The sequence below is a fragment of the Sinorhizobium sp. 8-89 genome (assembly GCF_030124325.1).
GTDB lineage: Bacteria > Pseudomonadota > Alphaproteobacteria > Rhizobiales > Rhizobiaceae > Sinorhizobium.
In genome coordinates, this window is record NZ_JASKLR010000011.1 from 12,639 (window position 1) to 32,855 (window position 20,217).

Here is a 20,217-nt window from a genome sequence, read left to right on the forward strand (position 1 = left end):
GCTCTATAGCGCCGCGCGTCTGATCAGACACGTAAGGGTCGCTGTAAAACTGTGAGTTTCTGCATGATTCTGTCCATGCAGTGGTCGAAAGGTCAAAAGGCGATGACACGCGATATCCAGAGTGCTCCCGCAAAGGGTGAGCCTGTGCTGCGTCTTCGCGGCATATCCAAGAATTTCGGAGCCGTTTCCGCTCTCACCGACATCGAACTCGACGTCAATGCCGGCGAAGTCGTCGCGTTGGTCGGAGACAACGGCGCCGGCAAGTCGACGCTCGTCAAGGTTCTCGCCGGAGTGCACCAACCATCCTCGGGCACGATCGAGTTCTGCGGCGAAGGTGTGACGCTCGATAATCCCGGAAAGGCACTCGACCTGGGTATTGCGACCGTCTTCCAGGATCTGGCGCTGTGCGAAAATCTCGACGTCGTCGCAAATCTGTTCCTCGGCCAGGAGATGTCGCCCTGGCACCTGGATGAAGTTGCGATGGAAGTCCGAGCATGGACGCTTCTGCGGGAACTGGCCGCCCGCATCCCATCCGTTCGGGAGCCGATAGCGTCGCTTTCCGGCGGCCAGCGTCAGACGGTCGCGATCGCGCGTTCGCTGCTGCTGAACCCGAAGGTCATCATGCTCGATGAGCCGACCGCGGCGCTCGGCGTCGCCCAGACCGCAGAAGTCCTCAACCTGATCGAGCGCGTCCGTGATCGCGGGCTCGGCGTCATCATCATCAGTCACAACATGGAAGACGTGCGCGCGGTGGCGGATCGAATCGTCGTGCTTCGGCTTGGACGGAACAACGGCGTCTTCTCGCCGGATGCGTCCAACCACGAACTCGTCGCTGCAATCACCGGTGCGACGGAGAACGCCGTCTCGCGCCGTCTCGACCGCAAGGCCGGTCTCGCCAACGAGCAGAGCGGAGGAGCCGCATGAGCCAGAACCCCTCGAACCAGGCCGTCCAGGGCCAGCAGAGGCTTGATCGCAGCGATGAACGCGTGCGCCACGACGAGGGAATCCTCGACATGGTATGGGGGTTCATTGACCGTGTCCGGTCCGGCGATCTCGGCATGCTGCCGGTGGCGGTCGGTCTCATCGTAATATCGATCATCTTCTCGGCCCTCAATCCGGTCTTCCTCGCGCCAAACAACCTTGTAAACCTGCTCTTCGATTGCGCAACCGTGGGCGTGATCTCGCTCGGCATCATCTGCGTGCTGGTGCTGGGCGAAATCGACCTTTCGGTGGGCTCGATGAGCGGACTGGCCTCGGCGATGGTCGGTGTGTTGTGGGTGAATTCCGGTTGGCCGATTGCTGCGGCGATATTTGTTGCACTGATGGTCGGTGCCGCAGTCGGGCTGCTCTACGCCACGCTCTACAACCGCCTCGGAATGCCGAGCTTCATTGCCACGCTCGCCGGTCTTCTCGCGCTTCTCGGCATGCAGCTCTACATCCTCGGGCCGACTGGTTCGATCAACCTGCCCTATGCTTCCTCGCTCGTCCGGTTCGGACAGATAATGATCATGCCGGACTGGCTCTCCCACCTGCTGGCGCTGGCGCCGGGCCTGGTAATGATCGGCAAGGGCATGCGGACGATGCGCCAGCGGCAGGCGGCGAACCTCTCCTCCCAGCCGCTCGGCGCGCTGATCATCAAGGCGCTGGTGCTCACGGTTCTCCTCGAAGTGGCTGTCTTCTACCTCAATCTCGGCCGCGGCGTGCCGTGGATGTTCGGGCTCTTCGTCGCCCTCGCGGTGATCCTCAACTACGCGCTGACGCGCACGAAGTGGGGCCGCTCGATGTTCGCGGTCGGTGGTAACCGGGAGGCCGCGCGGCGGTCGGGCATCAACGTGCGCCGGATCTACATGAGCGCCTTCGTGCTCTGCTCCACGCTCGCCACGCTCGGCGGCATCCTGTCGGCGTCGCGCCTTGCCTCATCGAGCCAGCAGGCCGGCACGGGTGACGTCAATCTCAACGCGATCGCGGCGGCCGTCATCGGCGGCACCAGCCTCTTCGGTGGGCGTGGCAGCGCCTATTCGGCTCTGCTCGGCATCATCGTCATCCAGGCGATCTCGAACGGTCTGACGCTGCTCAATCTGAGCTCGTCGCTCCGCTATATGATCACAGGCGGCGTTCTGGCAATCGCTGTCATCGTCGACTCGTTGGCCCGTCGTTCCCGTGTCAGCCACGGACGCGCGTAACCCAACCTCTCGTTATGGAGTTTTAATATGGCTGACCTCATGAAAGGCAAGGTTGCCGCCATCACCGGCGCAGCATCGGGGATCGGACTGGAATGCGCCCGCACGCTGCTTGCGGAAGGGGCGAAGGTCGTTCTCGTGGATCGTGCGCGGGACAAGCTGGAACAGCTCTGTGCCGAGCTCGGCGAAAACGCCCTGCCGCTGGTCGTCGACCTTCTGAAGCCCGCCGAAGTCTCCGGCATGCTTCCGAGAATCCTCGATCTCGCCGGGAAGCTGGATGTCTTCCACGCGAATGCCGGCGCCTATATCGGCGGTCCGGTGGCCGAGGGCGACCCGGATGCCTGGGACCGGATGCTCAACCTCAACATCAATGCGGCATTCCGCTCCGTGCATGCGGTGCTGCCCTACATGATCGAGCAGAAATCCGGCGACATCCTCTTCACCAGTTCGATTGCGGGTGTCGTCCCTGTCGTCTGGGAGCCGATCTACACGGCATCGAAATTCGCCGTGCAGGCTTTCGTGCACAGCACTCGTCGACAGGTGGCGCCGCATGGTGTGCGCGTCGGCGCCGTGTTGCCCGGGCCCGTGGTGACGGCGCTGCTCGACGACTGGCCCAAGGCGAAAATGGAAGAAGCGCTTGCCAATGGCAGCCTCATGCAGCCGAAGGAAGTGGCGGATGCGGTACTCTTTATGTTGACGCGTCCGCGCAACGTTACGATCCGCGATCTGGTGATCCTGCCTAACAGCGTCGATCTCTAGATCACGATGATTTTGGATCGAATCGACCCAAAAATCATAAACGTGATCGATTCAAAGAAGTTAGAGCGGGATGCGGGCGGAAAACCGCGCACACTTTTCCTCATCCCGCTCTGATTGCCTCCGGCGGCGCGAGACTGCGGCCTCCGCCGATCCATGTTCCAGATTGCAGGCGGTAGACCATGACCAACATTTCTTCCGCACGCCCCACGGGCGGCGAACGATATCTCATCGGCGTTGACGTCGGGACCGGAAGCGCCAGATCGGGCATTTTCGACCTGACCGGCCAGCTGCTGGCTTCGGCCAAGCGCGATATCACGCTCTTTCGCGAGCCTGGTTCCATCGTCGAGCAATCGAGTGCCGAAATCTGGGCCGCCGTCTGCGAGGCCGTTCGAGAAGCGGTTTCCACGGCGGGCGTGAATCCTGTCCAGGTCGCAAGCATCGGATTCGACGCAACCTGTTCGCTGGTCGTCCTAGGTGAGCATGGGCGATCGCTTCCGGTGGGGCCTTCGGAGGACACTCAGCGCGATATCATCGTCTGGATGGATCACCGCGCCGTCGATCAGGCGGAACGCATCAATGCCAAGGGCCATAGTGTGCTGCGCTATGTCGGCGGGCGCATATCGCCGGAGATGGAGACGCCGAAGCTTCTCTGGTTGCGCGAGAATCGTCCCCACGTCTTCGATGCCGCCTGGCAGTTCTTCGACCTTGCGGACTTCCTGACCTGGCGCGCGACTGGCGACCTTGCCCGATCCACATGCACGGTGACGTGCAAGTGGACCTATCTCGCGCACGAAAGGCGCTGGGATCCGGACTATTTCCGTGAGATCGGCCTCGGCCAGCTCGCGGATGAAGACTTCATGCGCATAGGCCAGCGTGTCGTGGATCCGGGCACGCCGGTTGGAAATGGGCTGACCGAACGCGCCGCCGAGGAACTTGGCCTGGCACCCGGTACTCCGGTCGGAGCCGGCATGATCGACGCCCATGCCGGCGGGATCGGAACCGTCGGTGTTGACGGCCCCCCCGAGAGCAATCTTGCCTATGTCTTCGGCACCTCCTCCTGCACGATGACCTCGACGTCGGAACCGGTCTTTGTGCCGGGTGTGTGGGGACCCTACTATTCCGCCATGGTCCCGGGGATGTGGCTGAACGAGGGCGGGCAGTCCGCGGCGGGGGCTGCGATCGAGCAGCTTCTGTCGTTCCACCCGGCGGCCGGCGAGGCGCTGGAGCTCGCAGAGCGCCGCGGTCTCCCTCTGCCGGTCCTGCTGGCGGAGCTCGCGGCGACGAAGGCTCAGACGCTTTCGCAGTCCGTCGAACTGGCCGGCGGGCTGCATGTCGTTCCGGAATTCCTCGGCAACCGTGCGCCGTTTGCCGATCCGCATGCCCGCGCTGTTGTCGTGGGGCTTGGGATGGAAAGGGAGATCGACAACCTCGTTTCGCTCTATGTGGCAGGGCTATGCGGCATCGGCTACGGGCTCCGGCAGATCATCGATACGCAGGCGTCGTCCGGCGCCATAATCGAGAAAATCGTCATCAGCGGCGGCGCAGGCCAGCTCGATCTCGTCCGCCAGCTCCTTGCGGACGCGACGGGAAAGCCCGTGTTGGCGACGCGCTCGGAGGAGCCCGTGCTTCTCGGTGCAGCCATCCTCGGAAGCGTGGCGGCGGGCGAGTTCCCGGACGTTCGGTCAGCAATGGCAACGCTTTCCGGCACGGATCGCACCTACGCGCCCGCCGTCGGTGAAATCGCAGCCCTTCATGCGCTGAGATACGACGCCTTCAAGAGGCTCCAGTCACTGGCACGGGATATAAGGTAGGTGCCTCAGCGCCACCCGAGAGCGGGGGCAACGTGGGTGAGACTCGCCTCGATGACATGCGCGTTGTAGTCGACGCCAAGCTGGTTGGGGACGGTCAAGAGCAGCGTGTCGGCCTCCGCGATCGCCTCGTCCTTCGCCAGCTGTTCGATAAGGACGTCCGGCTCGGCCGCATAGCTTCGACCGAAAATTGCCCGGGTCTTCTCGTCGATGAATCCAATCTTGTCTTCATCCTGGCTGCCTCGGCCGAAATAGGCGCGGTCGCGGTCGTCGACCAACGCAAAGATGCTGCGGCTGACCGACACTCTCGGCTCGCGTTCGTGGCCTGCCGCCCTCCATGCCTCGCGAAACGCCCGGATCTGATCGGCCTGTTGGACATGGAACGGAAGCCCGCTCTCGTCGTCCTTGAGCGTGGAACTTTGCAAATTCATTCCCATCTTGGCCGCCCAAACTGCGGTGGCGTTGGAACTGGCGCCCCACCAGATCCGCTCGCGCAGGCCCTCCGAATGCGGCTCGATGCGTAGCAAGCCGGGAGGATTGGGAAACATCGGCCGCGGGTTGGGCTCAGCGAAGCCTTCGCCGCGCAGCACATCGAGCAGAACTTCCGCATGGCGTCGGGCCATGTCCACGTCGGTCCCACCTTCGGGCGGCTGGTAGCCGAAGTAGCGCCATCCATCGATCACCTGCTCGGGCGAGCCGCGGCTGATGCCGAGCTGCAGGCGCCCGCCGGCGATGATGTCGGCCGCGCCCGCGTCTTCGGCCATGTACATCGGGTTCTCGTACCGCATGTCGATCACGGCGGTGCCGATCTCGATGCGGTTGGTCTTGGCGCCGACGGCCGCAAGCAGCGGAAACGGCGAGCCCAGTTGGCGGGCGAAGTGATGCACACGAAAATAGGCCCCGTCCGCGCCCAGCTCCTCGGCAGCGACGGCCAGGTCGATGGACTGCAGAAGCGCGTCGGATGCCGACCGCGTTTGCGATTGCGGCGAGGGTGCCCAGTGCCCGAACGATAGGAAGCCGATCTTCTTCATGGTTATGCCGCTTGCAAGTGTGGTGTTCTACGCTTCATGGCATGATTCCGGCTTGAGTTACAGGCATGACCATCATTGCAGCGCGTTTGCGCAAGGCGACCGGCGTTGAGCTCGCCAAAGCGATCCAGCGACGTCGAACCGCTCACGCATCCGGCAGAGTGAAGACGGTGCAGGGCGCCGCGATGCCGCGCAGCACGTGTTCGCCGAGCGGCACCAGCGGCGTGGTGATTTCGGCGGCGACCGCGCCCGAGATCAGCACCGACCGGCCGAGCGGCCGGCACAGCCCTTCCAGCCGGCTGACCAGGTTGACCGCGGGACCGATGGCGGTGAAGTCCAGCCGGTCTGCCGCGCCGATATTGCCCCACAATATCTCGCCGAGATGCAGCGCCACGCCGAAGGGCAGCGGCGGCAGCCCCTGCGCTTCACGCGCGGCATCGAGATGGGCCATGCCAGCGCGGGCAGCGACCACCGCGCGCAACGCCGCTCCGCTTGCCTCGGCTGGTGTACCGGCAACCGGAAAGATCGCCAGCAGGCCATCGCCCATGAACTTCAGCACTTCGCCCCCGAAGACGTGTATCGCGCCGGCGACGCGGTCGAACCAGGCGTCGAGGGTAGCGATCATCGCCTGAGGCTCCGTCGCCTCGGACAGGGCGGTGAAGTTGCGCAGATCGGTACAAAGCAGCACGGCACGGATGGTCTCTCCGGTGCCCCGGCCGAGGGCGCCGGCCTGTACCCGGGCGGCACTGCGCCGGCCGAGATAGGCCTCCAGCAGCGTTGCAAGTGCCGTCCGTTCAGCTAAGACAGCCAAAGGCGCGGCGGCGAAGCGCGCGGCCTGGCGCAGCCGGCCGGTCTCGGCGGGGCCGAATGCCCGGCTGCCGGCCCAGCCCAGCACCAGTCTGTCCGCCGCCGGTCCGACCGTGCTCTCCTCAACCGGACCAAGCCCGGCGAGCCAGTCGCGTCCAGCATGGTCGGCTGCACCGCCCGCGAAGCCCAAGGCCTCGATCACCGCTCCGGTCTCCGCCCGCCACAGCCATGTGCGGTGGGCGACGATCGGATGCGGCACTGCCAGCGTCAGGGCACCGCCGGCGAGCGGAAGGCCGTCGTCCACCAGCCGGCCGCCGAGATCGGCCAGGAACCGATCAGGGCCGGGCGAAGTGCCGGCCTCGTCCACCAGCCAGGCAAGGGGTCCGGGAAGGTCCATGCCGAGATCATAACGTTACGTCCCCTGACCTGTCATCCGCGCTACTGCATTTTTCCTTAAATCGGGACCGACTTGAGGATGAAAAAACGCGGCAAATTCAAAGCGTTACAGCGACCCTTGTATGCCTGAAATAACGCTTGGCGCTGTAAGTGGTGGCGCAGCCGACCCCAGCGGTCTATCATCGGCTCGCCCCGATCCGGCGCTTGTCCCTTTCGCCGTAGTCGGGCAGGCCATCGCAACTTTTGGGGGAGACCGATGCAAGAGGCCCTCGTCGTCCGCCGTGAAACGCATATCCCGGCGCCGCCCGCCGCAGTATTCGCCCTGCTCACCGATCCTGAAAAGATCCTGCGCTGGATGGGAACGGAAGCCGAGGTCGAGCCGGAGGCCGGCGGGCTTTATCTCGTCAACGTCACCGGGGCTCGCTTCGCCCGCGGCTCCTTCCGCGAGGTCGTACCGGTGCACCGCCTGGTATACAGCTTCGGCTGGGACGACAGCGAGATCGTGCCGCCGGCGTCGAGCCTTGTCGAGATCGACCTCATTGAGCAGCCGGACGGAACGCTGTTGCGCCTGACCCATAGCGGCCTGCCCAATGCCGAGCAGTGCGCCGGCCATGCGGAAGGTTGGGCCCATTACCTCGACCGGTTGGCCGAGGTTGCGGCGGGGCGCGATCCGGGGCCGGATCCCTGGCACGGCCGCACCGGCTGACCTCTCGGTCGTCGAGTAGGTGCTGGACCTCAAGGCGCCGTTTCGCAGATGGCCCGCGCGTTCAACAGACCCCAGCCGAAGACCGGATCCTTGCCCGGATCCCCGAGATCCTCGACGCTCCCGGTCAGCGTCTCGCGGATGTGTGTGGGTGCGAGTTCCGGTTTCGACGCCTTCAACAGTGCCAGCGCGGCGGTCACGAAAGGTGCTGCAAAAGACGTGCCCGTTTTCAGACGAGCCCCGCTGACAGAGGCCGCGGTCCAGACCGCGACGCCCGGAGCGGCGAAGTCGATGTGCTCGCCGCGGCCGGCGCGCCTGTAGGGCCGCTTGCGCCTGTCGGTCGCGGTTACCGCAACCACCTCTTCGTAGGCCGCAGGATAGGCTGGCTCGGCCTTGGGCCCGTCATTGCCGGCGGCAGCAACCGTGATGATCCCGCGTTCGCCCACTTTCTCCACGGTCCTTTCAAGCAGCAGATTGGGCGGGCCGGAGAGGCTCAGATTGATGACCTGCACCTGGCGGTCGGCGAGCAGGTCAATGGCGCGAACAAGATCGAAGGCGCCGGAGCGATCGTCCTGGCGCCCGGCGCGGTGAAACGCGTCCACCGCGATGAGCTTGCCGCCCGGTATCAGGCCCGGCGTACGGCTCGTCGCCGATCCCACGAGCAGTGCCGCGACAGCGGTGCCGTGCTGCCGGCCGGATTCCGGCAACTCTTTGTCGGCGAGGCGGATGATCTCGATGTTCCCGTGTTCGAAGGCGTCGTGTTCAGGGTTGATCGCCGTATCGACAAGACCGATCCGCACCCCGCCCGCGCAAGCGCCGGGCCAGTCTCGGGCCGACGGCCAGCCAATGACGCTGCGCGCCAGGCAGTCGGTGGCGGCACATGGCCGCTCGGCCCGTTGCTCCGGCCGGAAAAAATGATTGAAGTCGACGACCGCTTGAGGCGCGAGAGTCCGGGCTTGCTCCCGGGCGGCGTCAAGCGTCAGCCCCGAGGGAATGCGAAGCTTGATTACCGTGGTGTCGAACGTCGACATCGCAGCCCGTTCGAGGACCTGGAAGCCGGACGCCGTCAACTGCTCGAGTTGAGCCGGGCTGAAGCCAAGCGCGACGATTTCGTTCGGCGCCTGTATAGCGGGCGCGGGCGGCTGTGAGCGTCGCGAACTGCCTCGCCTTGGCAGCAGGCCGCGGAACGGGAACTTTCCGCCACTCCATCCTGCACCGGCGCGGAAGGAGCCGGAGCCTCGGGAGCCGCCGCCGTCGTCGTCATCGTCGTCGTCGGCGAGCGCCTCATTGGTCCCGAGCATTTGAAACACCATCGCATCCCGGGGAACCATGATGTCGCCTGCCACCAGTGCGATTGCTGTAAATGGGGCGATCAGTGCAACTTTGAGCGCGAGACTGGTCAGCATCCGAGAACCTCGATCGGCTTGGCAGTGTTCAAACAGGCGGTGCATACCTTGTACGGCGGCGGCCGGTGCCGGCAGATTGGAATGAAACGGTCGAGTTGTCGAACTATTCCCTCTTCTATAGCAATGCGTCTTCTCAGATGCACAAAGGTCGCTATAGACTTTGAATTGCCGCATGTTTTTATCGTCGGTACCGATTTAAGTAGCGGTAGCCAGAATTGCGGAGTTTCCGGATGAGCGGTGCGGTGAAAGATGTCGGTGAACGCCTGATAGCGTTCCTGCCCAATCTCCGCCGCTTCGCCATCTCGCTTTGCGGCTCGCGTGATATCGCCGATGATCTGGTACAGGCGGCCTGTGAACGGGCGCTCGCCAGTGCCGAACGCTTCGAGCCGGGCACGCGGTTCGACGCCTGGATGTTTCGCATTCTCCGCAATCTCTGGATCGACCAGGTGCGCAAGCGGAAGACCATGGGCGTGCAGGACGATATTTCCGAACGCCAGGATATCGCGGGAGCGCACGGAGAACGCGAAGCCGAGGCGCGGCTGACTCTGAACACGGTGGCTGAGGCGATCGCCGACTTGCCGAACGAGCAGCGCGAGGTGCTGCTTCTGGTCTGTGTCGAGGAGCTTTCCTACCGCGAAGCGGCTGACGTGCTCGGCGTTCCGATCGGAACGGTCATGAGCCGATTGGCGAGGGCACGCAAGAATCTCGCCGAGGCCGCCGGAATAACGGCGACGACCACTCGTTCTCAGGTGATGAAGGACGTGAAGGAATGACCAAAACGGATTTTTCCGACGAAATACTCATGCGCTACGCCGACGGCGAGCTCGATGCCGACACTTCCGCTGCGCTCGAGCGGGCGATGGAGCTGGACGACGAACTCGTCTCGCGGGTGGCGCTCTTCATCGAAACGCGCGCGGCGGCACAGACGACTATGAAGCCGCTTCTCGACGAGCCGCTGCCGGCCGAACTCTCGGCTGCCGTCGAAAAAATGGTCAAAGAGAAGACGCAGGGTGCTTCCGAAGCCAGCGTTCTGCCTTTCCCGCCGCGCGCTGCAAATAACCGTCGGGCGAACCGCTGGCTCGCCCCCATAGCCGCCTCTCTTGTGGTCGTCGTTGCCGGCATCGGCGGATATTGGCTGCGGGGCGGCGGGGAAGCGGTGCTCGATGGCGGTTTGCACGTCGCCGGCATCAGCGGCTCCGCGCTTGACGACGCGCTGGCGACGGTCGCCACAGGCGAGGAAAGACAATTGCCGGATTCCAATCAGCGCTTCCGTGCGATAGCGACGTTCCGCGATAATGCACAGGCCTTGTGCCGGGAGTTCGAAGTGGACTCGGCCGACCGCTCGACCGTGGTATCGGTTGCGTGCCGCACCGGAGCCGAATGGCGCGTGACCTTCGCCGTCGTTGCGCCCGGCGTCAGTGGCGGTTACGCGCCGGCATCGTCCACCGAGACCCTCGACGCCTATCTCATGGCGATCGATGCCGGGCCGCCGCTTGAGGCAGCGGAAGAGGCTCAGGTTCTCAGCCATCTCCGCGAGAGCACGCCAAGGTGAGGCTCCCAATGCCGCTGCCTGTTTTCTTAAATCGGCGCCGATTGAAGGGCAAACGTGCAGCAAATCCAAAGTGCTGCAGCAACCTTTGCGCGTCTGATGAGACACGCGCGCTGTAGTGATGGAATAGAGGTGTCGATCGCCCGTTACTCCACCGGACCGAAAGAACGGTCCGGTTTTCAGAAGGAGTAATGGCATGAAAAGGCATTGGAAGCTGAGCACCGCGCTCCTCGCCAGCCTCGCAGCATTTGCAGGTTCCGCGGCCGAGGCGAGGGAACATCCGTTGATCTATCCTGACGTCGAGAATTCGCCCAGGCAAACCGCGCACACGGCTGGCCGGAGTGACGGCGAGATCATCGTGGCCGGCAACAGTTCGTCCAATTCGAGTTCGAATTCGTCGAGCAATTCAAGTTCCAACTCGTCTTCCAACAGTTCCTCGAACTCGAGCGCCAATTCGTCCTCGAACAGTTCTTCGAACTCCAGCTCGAATTCGTCCTCCAACAGTTCGTCCAACTCGAGTTCGAACGGGTCCGACCGGTCGTATCGTCCGGGCAAACTTTGGCGCGTATGGCGCTGAGATCTTAGATCGGTACCGATTTAACGATAAAACCAAAGAGCGGGGGCCGGATGAACGATCCGGCCCCCGCTCTTTGGTCTCAGGAAGGATCAGCGGGCAGTGCGCGCCGTTTTTCGATACCAGGCGGCGCTGGAGATCGTGTTTCGGTAGATTGTCTCACGCTCTTCGGCTTCCTTGCGAGTCTCCGCACGGATGTCTGCCGTGACGGCCGCATCAGCGCGGCGGAACGGTATGACCTGCACGAGCGGCGTCCCCTTTTCGATGGCATAAAGTCCATCGGGTGCCGTCGCGAAGAACGGAAAATGGATATGAGCGGCGTAGGTGTCGGTATCGACGACGCCGGCGACGCATTCGAACGGTTGCCCCGGCCGGTTGAGGGGCGGCAGAAACAGGCAGCTCCAGCCGGGCGGCGTGCGGATGGACCAGTAGTTGTGAAACTTGCACGGCGGCGACGGCTCTCTCGGGTTTCCCGCTACCTGATGGGCACCGTGATTGCTGACCATGACCCGGTCGAACTCCCAGCCTGCCTCGACGCTGCGGCCGCCATCCTTGATTTCCAACCTGACGGTCGCCGCGAGCGGCAGGACCCAGCCGGTGGCCATGGCATCGAGAAAGGGCATGCAGCGTTTGACCGTCAGACCATTGTTGGTCGTCGACAGATGCTTTTGATCGACTGCCGGCAGCTTACGGAACCAGTCCGGTAGAACCGATTTGGCAGGGAGCGGCGCCGCGATAACGCCGTTGTCCTCCGGACGGCAGAGAAAGCGGATCACCCGCGGTTCTTTCTTCGGTAAGTGAAACATCCCGGTTCTCCAGTTGAATAGGATGGGAGAAACGGAACTGCGCGACTTGTATTCCGCCGCGATTGCATGAGACCTTACAAACCTTTGCGGGTTCGACAAGCCCGCCTGAAAAGCGCCGCGCACGGCCGCCGACGCTGGAAACGGGTTGAAGTCGCCGGCCGGACACACGATTCTTATGTCATCGGAAATGCGGAGGCTCACGCGATGGCACCGACAGTGCACCATTACCACATCTTCGAAACGGCAGGTGGTTTCTGCGGCATCGCCTGGAGCGACCATGGCATTACACGCTTCCAGCTGCCGACCAAAAGCGCCGGCACGACGGAGCGAATTCTGCTGCGTCGCCTGCCTGGTGCCGAACCCGGTACCCCTACGCCGGACGTGCTTGAAGCAGTCTCGGCTGCAAAGCGCTACTTCGAGGGGCAAGAAACGGATTTCTCCGGCTTCAGGCTCGATCTTGCCGGGCAGGACACGTTCTTCGGGGAGGTTTATGCAGCAGCGCGGCGCGTCCAGTGGGGGCAGACGACCACCTATGGTTCGTTGGCGAAGGAACTCGGAGCCGGACCGGAGGCGGCGCGAGACGTTGGCCAAGCCATGGCGAAAAATCCAGTTCCGCTGATCATTCCCTGCCACCGCGTCTTGGCCGCTGGGGGCAAGATCGGTGGTTTCTCGGCGCCGGGCGGCGCATCGACCAAGACGCACATGCTCGAACTGGAGGGCGTCCATGTCGGCGCTCCAGAGCCTGTGCAACATTCGTTTGGCTTTTAGAAATGACGTGATTCGGGGCGGAAAACCGCCACAGGCTTTCCTGGAATTGCTCTAGCCCTCAACACCGCTCTAGGGCTTCACATCGATCGGTATCGAAGGCAGCACGCGCCGCGAATCGAGCGGCACGCAGCGTTAACCACAAATCCAGGTTATCCGCGTGTGGGTGTCGCCGAAGCTGTTAAAAAGTCATTAATGATAATAGAAATCGAGCAAGGGACAGAGTTTGGGGCGCTCGAACCTCGCTTGTCCATGTTGTTTCGCTGGTTTCGGAAATAAACATTAATTGAGAAATTGTGTAAAATTTTAAGAAAGGACCGAAGAGTCGAGTTTGTATTGTTGGACCGCATGAGAGCTGCATTCTTTCTTTGGTCCTGAATAATTTACCATCCCAATGAAAACACTCGACAGTTAAACTCTTGCTGTCGAGACCCGGTCTATGTTTTGCGCTGTTGTCAGCGGGCGTGAGAGTGTCTCGTCATGTGCGGTTTTGGTGGCTATTTCGGTTCTGTTCCGGATGGAAGGGTTCTTCTCGAAAAGATGACGGCCGCGATCGCCCATCGCGGGCCTGATGAAGAAGGCGTGTTTACCGCGCCGCAAGCCGGTCTCGGCCACGTCAGGTTGTCGATCGTCGGGCTCGGAGATGGCCAGCAGCCCATGTCCGACGCCACCGGCGAACTGACGATCGCCTTCAACGGCGAAATCTTCAACTATGTCGAACTGCGCGACGAGCTTCGCGCCAAGGGCCGCCGCTTCCGCACGTCCAGCGACACGGAGGTCATTCTCCACCTTTACGATGAAATGGGCGAGGACTGCGTCTCCCGCCTAAACGGCGACTTTGCCTTCGCCCTATGGGACAATCGCCGCCGGCGGATGATGCTGGCGCGCGACCGCATGGGGGTCCGGCCCCTGTTTTATACGACGCAGGGGGGAACGTTCTATTTCGCCTCCGAGGTCAAGGCGCTTCTTCAAGTCCCCGGCCTGTCCGCAGAGATCGACCCCATCGCCCTCGATCAGATCTTCACGCTGTGGGCGCCGATCGCGCCGCGCACGCCTTTCCGGGACATATGGGAACTGGAGCCCGCGACCCTGATGATCGCCGATGAGCGGGGCGCGGCGGCGCGTGCCTATTGGAGGCTCGAGTTTCCGGATCGGGATGCGCCGCCTCGGCATAAGGACGAAGGTCAGGCTGCCGAGGAATTGCGCGCACTCCTGACCGACGCGACGCGCATCCGCATGCGGGCCGACGTGCCGGTCGGCTCCTACCTGTCGGGCGGTCTCGATTCGTCCATCGTCTCGGCGCTCGCCGCCGGCATGGCCCCGCAGGGCCTTCGAACCTTTTCCGTGACCTTCGACAGCGCCGAGCATGACGAAAGCGCGTTTCAGAACGAAATGGCCGCCGCTCTCGGCACCGACCACAGGGCGATTGCCTGCCGTGCAGGGGATATCGCCAAGATTTTTCCGGATGTCATCCGTTTTGCCGAAAGGCCGGTGCTTCGAACGGCGCCGGCACCCTTGTACCAACTCTCCGGCCTGGTGCGCGATTCCGGCCTGAAGGTGGTGCTCACAGGGGAGGGGGCGGACGAAGTTTTCGCGGGCTACGACATCTTCAAGGAATCGCGCGTGCGCCGCTTCTGCGGCCGGCAGCCAGGTTCGCGCATGCGGCCGCACCTTTTCCGCAAGCTCTATCCCTACCTGCCGGGCCTCAAGCAGCAGTCGCCCGAATACCTGGCGGCGTTTTTCGGCGCCGGGGACGACCCGCTTGACGACCCGCTCTTTTCGCATCGTCCACGGCTCAAGGGGACGGCAGCGACGAAGATGTTCTTCTCCGGCGATTTGCGCGCCGAGCTGGCGGGTTACGCCGCCGCCAATGAACTCGTCAGCCGGTTGCCTGAAGCCTTCGGCCGCTGGCATCCGCTGCATCAGGCGCAATATCTCGAGAGCCGCTTCCTCCTGCCCGGCTACATTCTTTCGAGCCAGGGCGACCGAATGGCGATGGCCCATGGGGTAGAAGGCCGTTTCCCCTTCCTCGACCACCGTCTGGTGGAGTTCGCCGCCGGGCTGCCGCCGGAAATGAAGCTCAAGGGTCTGGTCGAGAAGCACATTTTGCGTGAAGCGACGAAGGATCTTTTGCCGCCCTCGATCGGCAAGCGGACGAAGCAGCCTTATCGCGCGCCGGACAGCCATTCCTTCAGCGGCACGGGCGAGCTCGACTACGTTCGCACCGCGATGGGCGAAGAGGCGATTGCCACCGGCGGTCTCTTCAACGCAAAGGCCGTCGCGAAACTTTGCGAGAAGTGCCGGGCGCGCCCGGCCTCGGGCTTCCGCGACAACGCGGCTTTCGTCGGCATCCTGTCGACGCAACTGTGGCTGCAGACATTCACCGGCACCAACATCCGCGCGGCGCAAGCCGCCTGAAACCAGACGGAAAGGACGAGACATGACAGAGACGATCAAGGACAGCATCAAGGCGTTCATCGTCGAGAATTTTCTCTTCGGCGACACGTCTTATGAACTCGCCGACACCGCATCGCTGATCGAAAACGACATCATCGATTCGACCGGGGTTCTGGAGCTCGTGGCCTTCATTGAGGACCGTTTCGGTATCGCCATGGCCGACGCCGATATCGTCCCGGCAAACCTCGATTCTTTGGCACGCATTTCCGCATTCATCGCGGCGAAGAGCGCCGTGCCGGTTTCGGCATAGACGGCGGCTGGTTGGGAGCGTCACGCGCATGCGGTTCGAGCAATTTCTTATCAGGAACGCCGGAGCAAACGGAGGCAAAGCGGCGCTCGTCACCGAGCGTAAACGGCTGCGGTACGACGAGCTCGATGAGCTCTCGACCCGTCTCGCCGCCGCCCTTCATGCAAATGGCGTCAAGCGGAACGACCGGGTCCTTGTTTTCATGGACAATTGCTGGGAGGCGGCGGTTTCGATTTTCGCGGCCCTCAAGGCCGGCGCCACCTTCAGTCCGATTAACGCCTCGACCAAGGCCGACAAGCTCGGCTATATCATCGGCGATTGCGATGCAGCGGCGATCCTGACCCAGGCCAAGCTGATGCCGATCGTCACGGAGGCGCGCACGCTTCACGCTGCTGCGCCGCTCTTTGTCGCCGCCACGGCGGCCGGGAATGGCCGCACACCCGAAGGAGCCGCGTCGTTCGAGGGATGCCTGGCGTCCGAACCTCTGCCGGTTCTTCATGGCGGCATCGATATCGACCTCGCTATGCTGATCTATACCTCCGGCTCGACCGGCAGGCCCAAGGGAGTGATGATGACGCATCGCAATATCGATGCGGCTTCGGAGTCGATCACCACCTATCTTCGCAACACGCCGGACGACGTCATCCTCAACGTCCTGCCGCTTGCCTTCGATTACGGCCTTTATCAGCTCCTGATGGCCATCAGGCTTGGCGCGACGCTGGTTCTCGAAAAGTCCTTCGCATTTCCGCAGGCTATCTTCGAGCGGATCCGTGCCGAGGGCGTAACCGGCTTTCCGCTGGTGCCGACCATGGCCGCGATGATCTTGCAGATGCGCGATATCGAACCCGGGTTCCTGCCCAGCCTTCGCTATATTTCCAATACCGCTGCGGCCTTGCCGCCGGCGCATATCGCCAGGCTCCGGGAGCTCTTTCCCAGCGCGCGGCTTTATTCCATGTACGGCCTGACGGAATGCAAGCGCTGCACCTATCTGCCGCCTGAAGAGTTGGATCGCCGACCCGGATCTGTCGGCATCGCCATTCCCTACCCCGAAGCCTTCGTCGTCGATGACGAGGGAAACCGTGTGCCGCCGGGCGTTCCGGGTGAACTGGTGATCCGCGGTCCGCATGTGATGCAAGGATACTGGCGCAACGACGCAGCGACCGAGCGCATGCTGCGCTCCGGCCCGAACCCCTGGGAAAAGGTGCTTCATACAGGTGATCTCTTCCGCGCGGATGAGGCGGGTTTCCTCTATTTCGTCGGCCGAAAGGACGACATCATCAAGACGCGCGGCGAAAAGGTCGCGCCGAAGGAAGTCGAAATGGTGCTGCATGCCCATCCGGGAATCGCGGAAGCCGTCGTCATCGGCGTCCCCGATCCGGTGCTTGGCGCTGCGATCGGCGCGCTCGTCGTTCTTTCAGACCCGGCACTGAGCGAGAAAGACATCATCCGTCACTGCACTCGCCACCTTGAGGATTTCATGGTGCCGAAGATCGTCGAATTCCGCGCCGAACTCCCGAAGACCGACACAGGCAAGGTCAGCCGCAGACTGGCGGCGGAAACATTGGAGCTTGCAGAATGAACATCCGCCCGGATCAGGATAAATTTGTCTTCTCGGCCGACAGCTTGAAGATCGACGCGGCCGCAGAGACGGACCGCATCGTCGCGGGGCTGCGTGCGCAACTGCGCGGCATGCGCAAGCGCGGTCTCGTGCTCGGCCTTTCCGGCGGCATCGACTCGAGTGTCTCGGTGGCACTGGCCGTACGCGCCGTCGGTGCCAGAAACGTCTTCTGTCTGTTCATGCCGGAAAACGACTCCGATCCCGAGAGCCTTCGCCTCGGCCGGCTGGTGGCGGAAACCTTCGGCGTCGAGGCGATCGTCGAGGATATCGGACCACCACTCGCGGCGATGGGCTGCTACGAACGCCGCGACGCCTTCATTCGAGAGCTTGTTCCCGACTATGGGCCGGGCTGGGCATCGAAGATCGTGATAGCCAATGCGCTCGAAGGCGACGGCTACAACATCTCCTCGCTGGTCGTGCAGGATCCGGAGGGAAGGCAGACGAAATTGCGCATGCCGCCCTCCGTCTACCTCGGCATCGTCGCCGCGACGAACATGAAGCAGCGCACCCGCAAGCAGATCGAGTATTATCATGCCGACCGGCTGAATTTCGCCGTTCTAGGAACGCCGAACAGGCTGGAATACGACCAGGGTTTCTTCGTCAAGAACGGCGACGGAGCGGCGGACGTCAAGCCGATCGCACATCTTTACAAGTCACAAGTCTATGCGCTCGCCGCCCATCTCGGCGTCCCTGAGGAAATCCGGCGCAGGCCGCCGACGACGGATACCTATTCGCTCGAGCAGACGCAGGAGGAGTTCTATTTCTCGCTCCCCTACGACCGCATGGACCTCTGCCTCTACGGTCTCAACAACGGCGTCAGCGCCGAGGAGGTCGCCCGCGCGGCGCAACTGACAGCGATCCAGGTCGAACGCGTCTGGGCGGATATCGCCGCCAAGCGCAAGGCGACACGTTACCTTCACCTGAGCCCGCAGCTCGTTCACGCGGTCGAGGAAATCTGCCACGAATAGGGCCAAGTCGTGAGGCATGCGGCTGCCGCTTGATCTAGAGCGCCGTGCCTTCAAATGAAGGCACAAAGGACGCTCTGGCACTTGATTCTAGAGTATCTTATCCGCTTTCGATGATTCCACCCGAAAACGGGATGCTCTAGTCGAAGCGTCCTCCGATCAGCCGGCTCCAGTGCTCGCCCGCCAGCCCGTTCATGAAGCCTTGCGCATTGCGGAAGGCTTCGACGAGTTCCCCGTCGCGGGAATGGATGACGGTCGAGGCGGCATGGACGAAGCCGATGCGACGGCCGAGCATCGCTTCCAGCAGGGCTGGCTGGATTCGGCCACGCAGACCTGCGGCGCCGCGCGCGGCGGCGTGTTCGATAAGGCAGTCGATCACGGTACCGGCTTGCCCCGGCGCGGCCAGGACCTGGAGCACCCGGGCGATGCCGCCAGCGCGCCCATGGTAGAAAAACGCACCCACCGGCGTTCCGCCACGGGCGGTAACGGCGGCGAAGACGGGCTCGCCATAATCCGGCTTGTCGACGGCATCCGCCAATACACGATCGAGCTGACCCGCAGCCCAGTCGGGCCGGAGCGCGAACTGCCCCGTCAGCCGCTCGAAGAGGCCGGCGAAGGCGTGCCGATCGATGTCGGCGGCCTGCAATGTTCCGCGGATCGGGGGGCTTTCCGGCAGTCCGGACCAGCGCAGGTCATCGCGGTCCATCCTGCTGCGATAAATTTGATCGATCGAGCGTGCCAGCGGGCTCAGCAGACGGGCCGGACGGATGCGGCTTGCAACGAGGTCGAGCGCGAAAGCCGAGGGCCGCACGACCCGCACCCAATCGAGGCTGTATTGCGGCAGGGCAATGCCGCGCAGTTTCGTCCACATTTGCGCGGAAACCTCGCTTGCGGTTTCGCTGAAGGAAAGATCCTGCGGTCCGGCGAGGAAAGCCTTGAGAAGTCTCGCGCCGGCCAGCGGGTCGCTCTCGCGCCCTTCGACCATCAGCGAACCGCAGATCGCGGCGCGCAATCGCCTGCCATTGAAGGTCATCGGCAGGACGTTCACGCCGACGAAGCCGGAAATGCGTCCTTCGCTGTTGACGTATACGAGCGGCGAGATCTCCGGGTCGCATCCGGGCGATTCCAGGTAGAGCTGGCGAAGATAGTCGATGAAGGCAGGCGACGCGGTGTCGCCGTTGCGGAATATCCTCTGGAACAGCCCGGCGACGGCCGGAATGTCGGCCGTCTCCAGAGGACGGATATCGCTCATCTGCCACGTCCTTCGCCTGCGGACCCGTCGGCGGGGCTTTCGAGTTTCTGCACCAGCGCGACGCGCGGCTTGCCTGTCGCGTCCATGGCAAATGTGACGGCGCGATAAGCCTTTGTCCGGGCGAGGAGCGCGGTCGCCTGCCGCTCCTGTCCCTCTCCGAACTCGAACAGCAGCCAGCCACCGGGCTTCAGAAAGGCGATGGCCTCGCGCACCAGCCGCTGATGGATGGATATGCCGTAGGGGCCGCCGTCGAAGGCTTCCCGCGGTTCGGTTGCCAGAAGATGGGCGCTGTCGCTTTCGAGACGCGATGTCGAGATGTAAGGAGGGTTACAGACGATCAGATCGACCGCACCTTCCAGACCCTCGCCTTCGAGCGCCGCGAAAAGATCGCCTTGCCGAATGGTTACGCGTTCCTGAAGCGCCAGACGCTCGACGTTTCGGCGGGCAAGCGCCACGGTGCTGTCCGTCAGGTCCGCGCCCCATACCCGTGCGGAGGGAATGTCCGCCGCGATACCCAAAGCAAGATTGCCCGAGCCGCAGCACATGTCGATGACTGTGGCTTCTGCGCCGAGATTGCGAAGGACGGCCGCGGCGCGGCGTCCGAGGAGCTCGGTTTCCTCTCTGGGCACCAGGACGTCGGGTCCCAGTTCGAGCTCGACGTCCATGAACCGAACGAGCCGAGCCGAAGGGCCGCCTGCGTGATTGCCGCGCAAATGATCATGGGCCTGCTGCACGAACGCTCCTTCGATTGCTGCTGCATGTTTCCTTAGATCGGAGCCGATTTAAGGACAAAAACATACAGAAATTCAAAGCACTACAGCGTCCTTTACGCGTCTTAGGACGCGCGGCGCTGTAGATGGAAAATCAGATCGTCGCGACACTATCGCATTCAGGTAA

At 63.1% G+C, this 20,217-nt stretch carries 19 protein-coding genes; 12 read left to right on the forward strand and 7 right to left on the reverse strand.

The window, feature by feature from the left end:
- Nucleotides 1-102: 102 nt before the first annotated feature.
- The 4 genes from QN219_RS20075 (at nt 103) to QN219_RS20090 (ending at nt 4,750) form a co-directional block, all read left to right on the forward strand.
- Nucleotides 103-924: an ATP-binding cassette domain-containing protein gene (locus QN219_RS20075; RefSeq protein WP_405052180.1), complete on the forward strand. Its 822-nt coding sequence runs from the start codon at nt 103-105 to the stop codon at nt 922-924.
- Entirely contained in the window at nt 921-2,183 is a 1,263-nt protein-coding gene (locus QN219_RS20080; protein WP_284001622.1) for an ABC transporter permease subunit, read from the forward strand. The genes QN219_RS20075 and QN219_RS20080 overlap by 4 nt, the downstream gene beginning before the upstream one ends.
- A gap of 27 nt (nt 2,184-2,210) precedes the next feature.
- Nucleotides 2,211-2,939, forward strand: coding sequence for an SDR family oxidoreductase (locus tag QN219_RS20085; RefSeq protein WP_284001624.1), 729 nt, complete (start codon nt 2,211-2,213; stop codon nt 2,937-2,939).
- A gap of 179 nt (nt 2,940-3,118) precedes the next feature.
- The gene (locus tag QN219_RS20090; RefSeq protein WP_284001626.1) at nt 3,119-4,750 is read left to right on the forward strand and encodes an FGGY-family carbohydrate kinase; all 1,632 of its coding nucleotides are present in this window, start codon (nt 3,119-3,121) and stop codon (nt 4,748-4,750) included.
- Between the two features lie 5 nt (nt 4,751-4,755).
- Here QN219_RS20090 and QN219_RS20095 read toward each other — a convergent pair whose 3' ends face one another.
- Both QN219_RS20095 and QN219_RS20100 read right to left on the reverse strand, forming a co-directional pair.
- Nucleotides 4,756-5,778: an LLM class flavin-dependent oxidoreductase gene (locus tag QN219_RS20095; RefSeq protein ID WP_284001627.1), complete on the reverse strand. Its 1,023-nt coding sequence runs from the start codon at nt 5,776-5,778 to the stop codon at nt 4,756-4,758.
- Between the two features lie 142 nt (nt 5,779-5,920).
- Nucleotides 5,921-6,979: an adenylate/guanylate cyclase domain-containing protein gene (locus tag QN219_RS20100; protein ID WP_284001628.1), complete on the reverse strand. Its 1,059-nt coding sequence runs from the start codon at nt 6,977-6,979 to the stop codon at nt 5,921-5,923.
- A 255-nt stretch (nt 6,980-7,234) separates the two neighbouring features.
- Between QN219_RS20100 and QN219_RS20105 the strand changes: the two genes are divergently transcribed.
- Nucleotides 7,235-7,684: an SRPBCC family protein gene (locus QN219_RS20105; RefSeq protein WP_284001629.1), complete on the forward strand. Its 450-nt coding sequence runs from the start codon at nt 7,235-7,237 to the stop codon at nt 7,682-7,684.
- A 29-nt stretch (nt 7,685-7,713) separates the two neighbouring features.
- On the opposite strand, the gene QN219_RS20110 is transcribed toward QN219_RS20105, so the two are convergent.
- Nucleotides 7,714-9,087, reverse strand: a complete 1,374-nt coding sequence (locus QN219_RS20110) for a S8 family serine peptidase (RefSeq protein ID WP_284001630.1) — start codon at nt 9,085-9,087, stop codon at nt 7,714-7,716.
- Nucleotides 9,088-9,317: 230 nt separating this feature from the next.
- On the opposite strand from QN219_RS20110, the gene QN219_RS20115 reads away from it, so the two are divergent.
- Together QN219_RS20115 and QN219_RS20120 are read left to right on the forward strand one after the other, a co-directional pair.
- The gene (locus QN219_RS20115; RefSeq protein ID WP_284001631.1) at nt 9,318-9,860 is read left to right on the forward strand and encodes an RNA polymerase sigma factor; all 543 of its coding nucleotides are present in this window, start codon (nt 9,318-9,320) and stop codon (nt 9,858-9,860) included.
- Nucleotides 9,857-10,639, forward strand: coding sequence for an anti-sigma factor (locus QN219_RS20120; RefSeq protein ID WP_284001632.1), 783 nt, complete (start codon nt 9,857-9,859; stop codon nt 10,637-10,639). The genes QN219_RS20115 and QN219_RS20120 overlap by 4 nt, the downstream gene beginning before the upstream one ends.
- Nucleotides 10,640-10,924: 285 nt before the next feature.
- On the opposite strand, the gene QN219_RS20125 is transcribed toward QN219_RS20120, so the two are convergent.
- Both QN219_RS20125 and QN219_RS20130 read right to left on the reverse strand, forming a co-directional pair.
- Entirely contained in the window at nt 10,925-11,149 is a 225-nt protein-coding gene (locus QN219_RS20125; RefSeq protein ID WP_284001633.1) for a hypothetical protein, read from the reverse strand.
- A 153-nt stretch (nt 11,150-11,302) separates the two neighbouring features.
- Nucleotides 11,303-12,016 (reverse strand): DUF6065 family protein, encoded by a 714-nt coding sequence (locus QN219_RS20130; protein WP_284001634.1) that lies wholly within the window; start codon nt 12,014-12,016, stop codon nt 11,303-11,305.
- Between the two features lie 204 nt (nt 12,017-12,220).
- Between QN219_RS20130 and QN219_RS20135 the strand changes: the two genes are divergently transcribed.
- The 5 genes from QN219_RS20135 to nadE all read left to right on the forward strand — a co-directional run bounded on the left by QN219_RS20135 (nt 12,221) and on the right by nadE (nt 18,071).
- On the forward strand, nt 12,221-12,784 hold the full coding sequence (locus QN219_RS20135; RefSeq protein WP_284001636.1) for a methylated-DNA--[protein]-cysteine S-methyltransferase: 564 nt from the start codon (nt 12,221-12,223) through the stop codon (nt 12,782-12,784).
- A 477-nt stretch (nt 12,785-13,261) separates the two neighbouring features.
- Complete coding sequence (gene asnB, locus QN219_RS20140) at nt 13,262-15,199, forward strand: asparagine synthase (glutamine-hydrolyzing) (RefSeq protein ID WP_284001637.1); 1,938 nt, start codon at nt 13,262-13,264, stop codon at nt 15,197-15,199.
- Between the two features lie 22 nt (nt 15,200-15,221).
- A complete protein-coding gene (locus QN219_RS20145; protein ID WP_284001638.1) occupies nt 15,222-15,488 on the forward strand; it encodes an acyl carrier protein in 267 nt (88 codons plus the stop codon).
- Between the two features lie 28 nt (nt 15,489-15,516).
- On the forward strand, nt 15,517-17,064 hold the full coding sequence (locus QN219_RS20150; protein ID WP_284001640.1) for a class I adenylate-forming enzyme family protein: 1,548 nt from the start codon (nt 15,517-15,519) through the stop codon (nt 17,062-17,064).
- Nucleotides 17,061-18,071, forward strand: coding sequence for an NAD(+) synthase (gene nadE / locus QN219_RS20155; protein ID WP_284001641.1), 1,011 nt, complete (start codon nt 17,061-17,063; stop codon nt 18,069-18,071). The genes QN219_RS20150 and nadE overlap by 4 nt, the downstream gene beginning before the upstream one ends.
- Nucleotides 18,072-18,207: 136 nt before the next feature.
- Here nadE and QN219_RS20160 read toward each other — a convergent pair whose 3' ends face one another.
- Both QN219_RS20160 and QN219_RS20165 read right to left on the reverse strand, forming a co-directional pair.
- Nucleotides 18,208-19,320, reverse strand: coding sequence for a hypothetical protein (locus QN219_RS20160; protein WP_284001642.1), 1,113 nt, complete (start codon nt 19,318-19,320; stop codon nt 18,208-18,210).
- The gene (locus QN219_RS20165) at nt 19,317-19,985 is read right to left on the reverse strand and encodes a HemK family protein methyltransferase (protein WP_284001832.1); all 669 of its coding nucleotides are present in this window, start codon (nt 19,983-19,985) and stop codon (nt 19,317-19,319) included. The genes QN219_RS20160 and QN219_RS20165 overlap by 4 nt, the downstream gene beginning before the upstream one ends.
- Nucleotides 19,986-20,217 lie beyond the last annotated feature (232 nt).

What these genes read in the sequence shown, in the direction of transcription:
- QN219_RS20075 (WP_405052180.1), top strand. Translation starts at nt 103, where the DNA reads ATGACACGCGATATCCAGAGTGCTCCCGCAAAGGGTGAGCCTGTGCTG.
- QN219_RS20080 (WP_284001622.1), top strand. Translation starts at nt 921, where the DNA reads ATGAGCCAGAACCCCTCGAACCAGGCCGTCCAGGGCCAGCAGAGGCTT.
- QN219_RS20085 (WP_284001624.1), top strand. Translation starts at nt 2,211, where the DNA reads ATGGCTGACCTCATGAAAGGCAAGGTTGCCGCCATCACCGGCGCAGCA.
- QN219_RS20090 (WP_284001626.1), top strand. Translation starts at nt 3,119, where the DNA reads ATGACCAACATTTCTTCCGCACGCCCCACGGGCGGCGAACGATATCTC.
- QN219_RS20095 (WP_284001627.1), bottom strand. Translation starts at nt 5,778, where the DNA reads ATGAAGAAGATCGGCTTCCTATCGTTCGGGCACTGGGCACCCTCGCCG.
- QN219_RS20100 (WP_284001628.1), bottom strand. Translation starts at nt 6,979, where the DNA reads ATGGACCTTCCCGGACCCCTTGCCTGGCTGGTGGACGAGGCCGGCACT.
- QN219_RS20105 (WP_284001629.1), top strand. Translation starts at nt 7,235, where the DNA reads ATGCAAGAGGCCCTCGTCGTCCGCCGTGAAACGCATATCCCGGCGCCG.
- QN219_RS20110 (WP_284001630.1), bottom strand. Translation starts at nt 9,087, where the DNA reads ATGCTGACCAGTCTCGCGCTCAAAGTTGCACTGATCGCCCCATTTACA.
- QN219_RS20115 (WP_284001631.1), top strand. Translation starts at nt 9,318, where the DNA reads ATGAGCGGTGCGGTGAAAGATGTCGGTGAACGCCTGATAGCGTTCCTG.
- QN219_RS20120 (WP_284001632.1), top strand. Translation starts at nt 9,857, where the DNA reads ATGACCAAAACGGATTTTTCCGACGAAATACTCATGCGCTACGCCGAC.
- QN219_RS20130 (WP_284001634.1), bottom strand. Translation starts at nt 12,016, where the DNA reads ATGTTTCACTTACCGAAGAAAGAACCGCGGGTGATCCGCTTTCTCTGC.
- QN219_RS20135 (WP_284001636.1), top strand. Translation starts at nt 12,221, where the DNA reads ATGGCACCGACAGTGCACCATTACCACATCTTCGAAACGGCAGGTGGT.
- asnB (WP_284001637.1), top strand. Translation starts at nt 13,262, where the DNA reads ATGTGCGGTTTTGGTGGCTATTTCGGTTCTGTTCCGGATGGAAGGGTT.
- QN219_RS20145 (WP_284001638.1), top strand. Translation starts at nt 15,222, where the DNA reads ATGACAGAGACGATCAAGGACAGCATCAAGGCGTTCATCGTCGAGAAT.
- QN219_RS20150 (WP_284001640.1), top strand. Translation starts at nt 15,517, where the DNA reads ATGCGGTTCGAGCAATTTCTTATCAGGAACGCCGGAGCAAACGGAGGC.
- nadE (WP_284001641.1), top strand. Translation starts at nt 17,061, where the DNA reads ATGAACATCCGCCCGGATCAGGATAAATTTGTCTTCTCGGCCGACAGC.
- QN219_RS20160 (WP_284001642.1), bottom strand. Translation starts at nt 19,320, where the DNA reads ATGAGCGATATCCGTCCTCTGGAGACGGCCGACATTCCGGCCGTCGCC.
- QN219_RS20165 (WP_284001832.1), bottom strand. Translation starts at nt 19,985, where the DNA reads ATGGACGTCGAGCTCGAACTGGGACCCGACGTCCTGGTGCCCAGAGAG.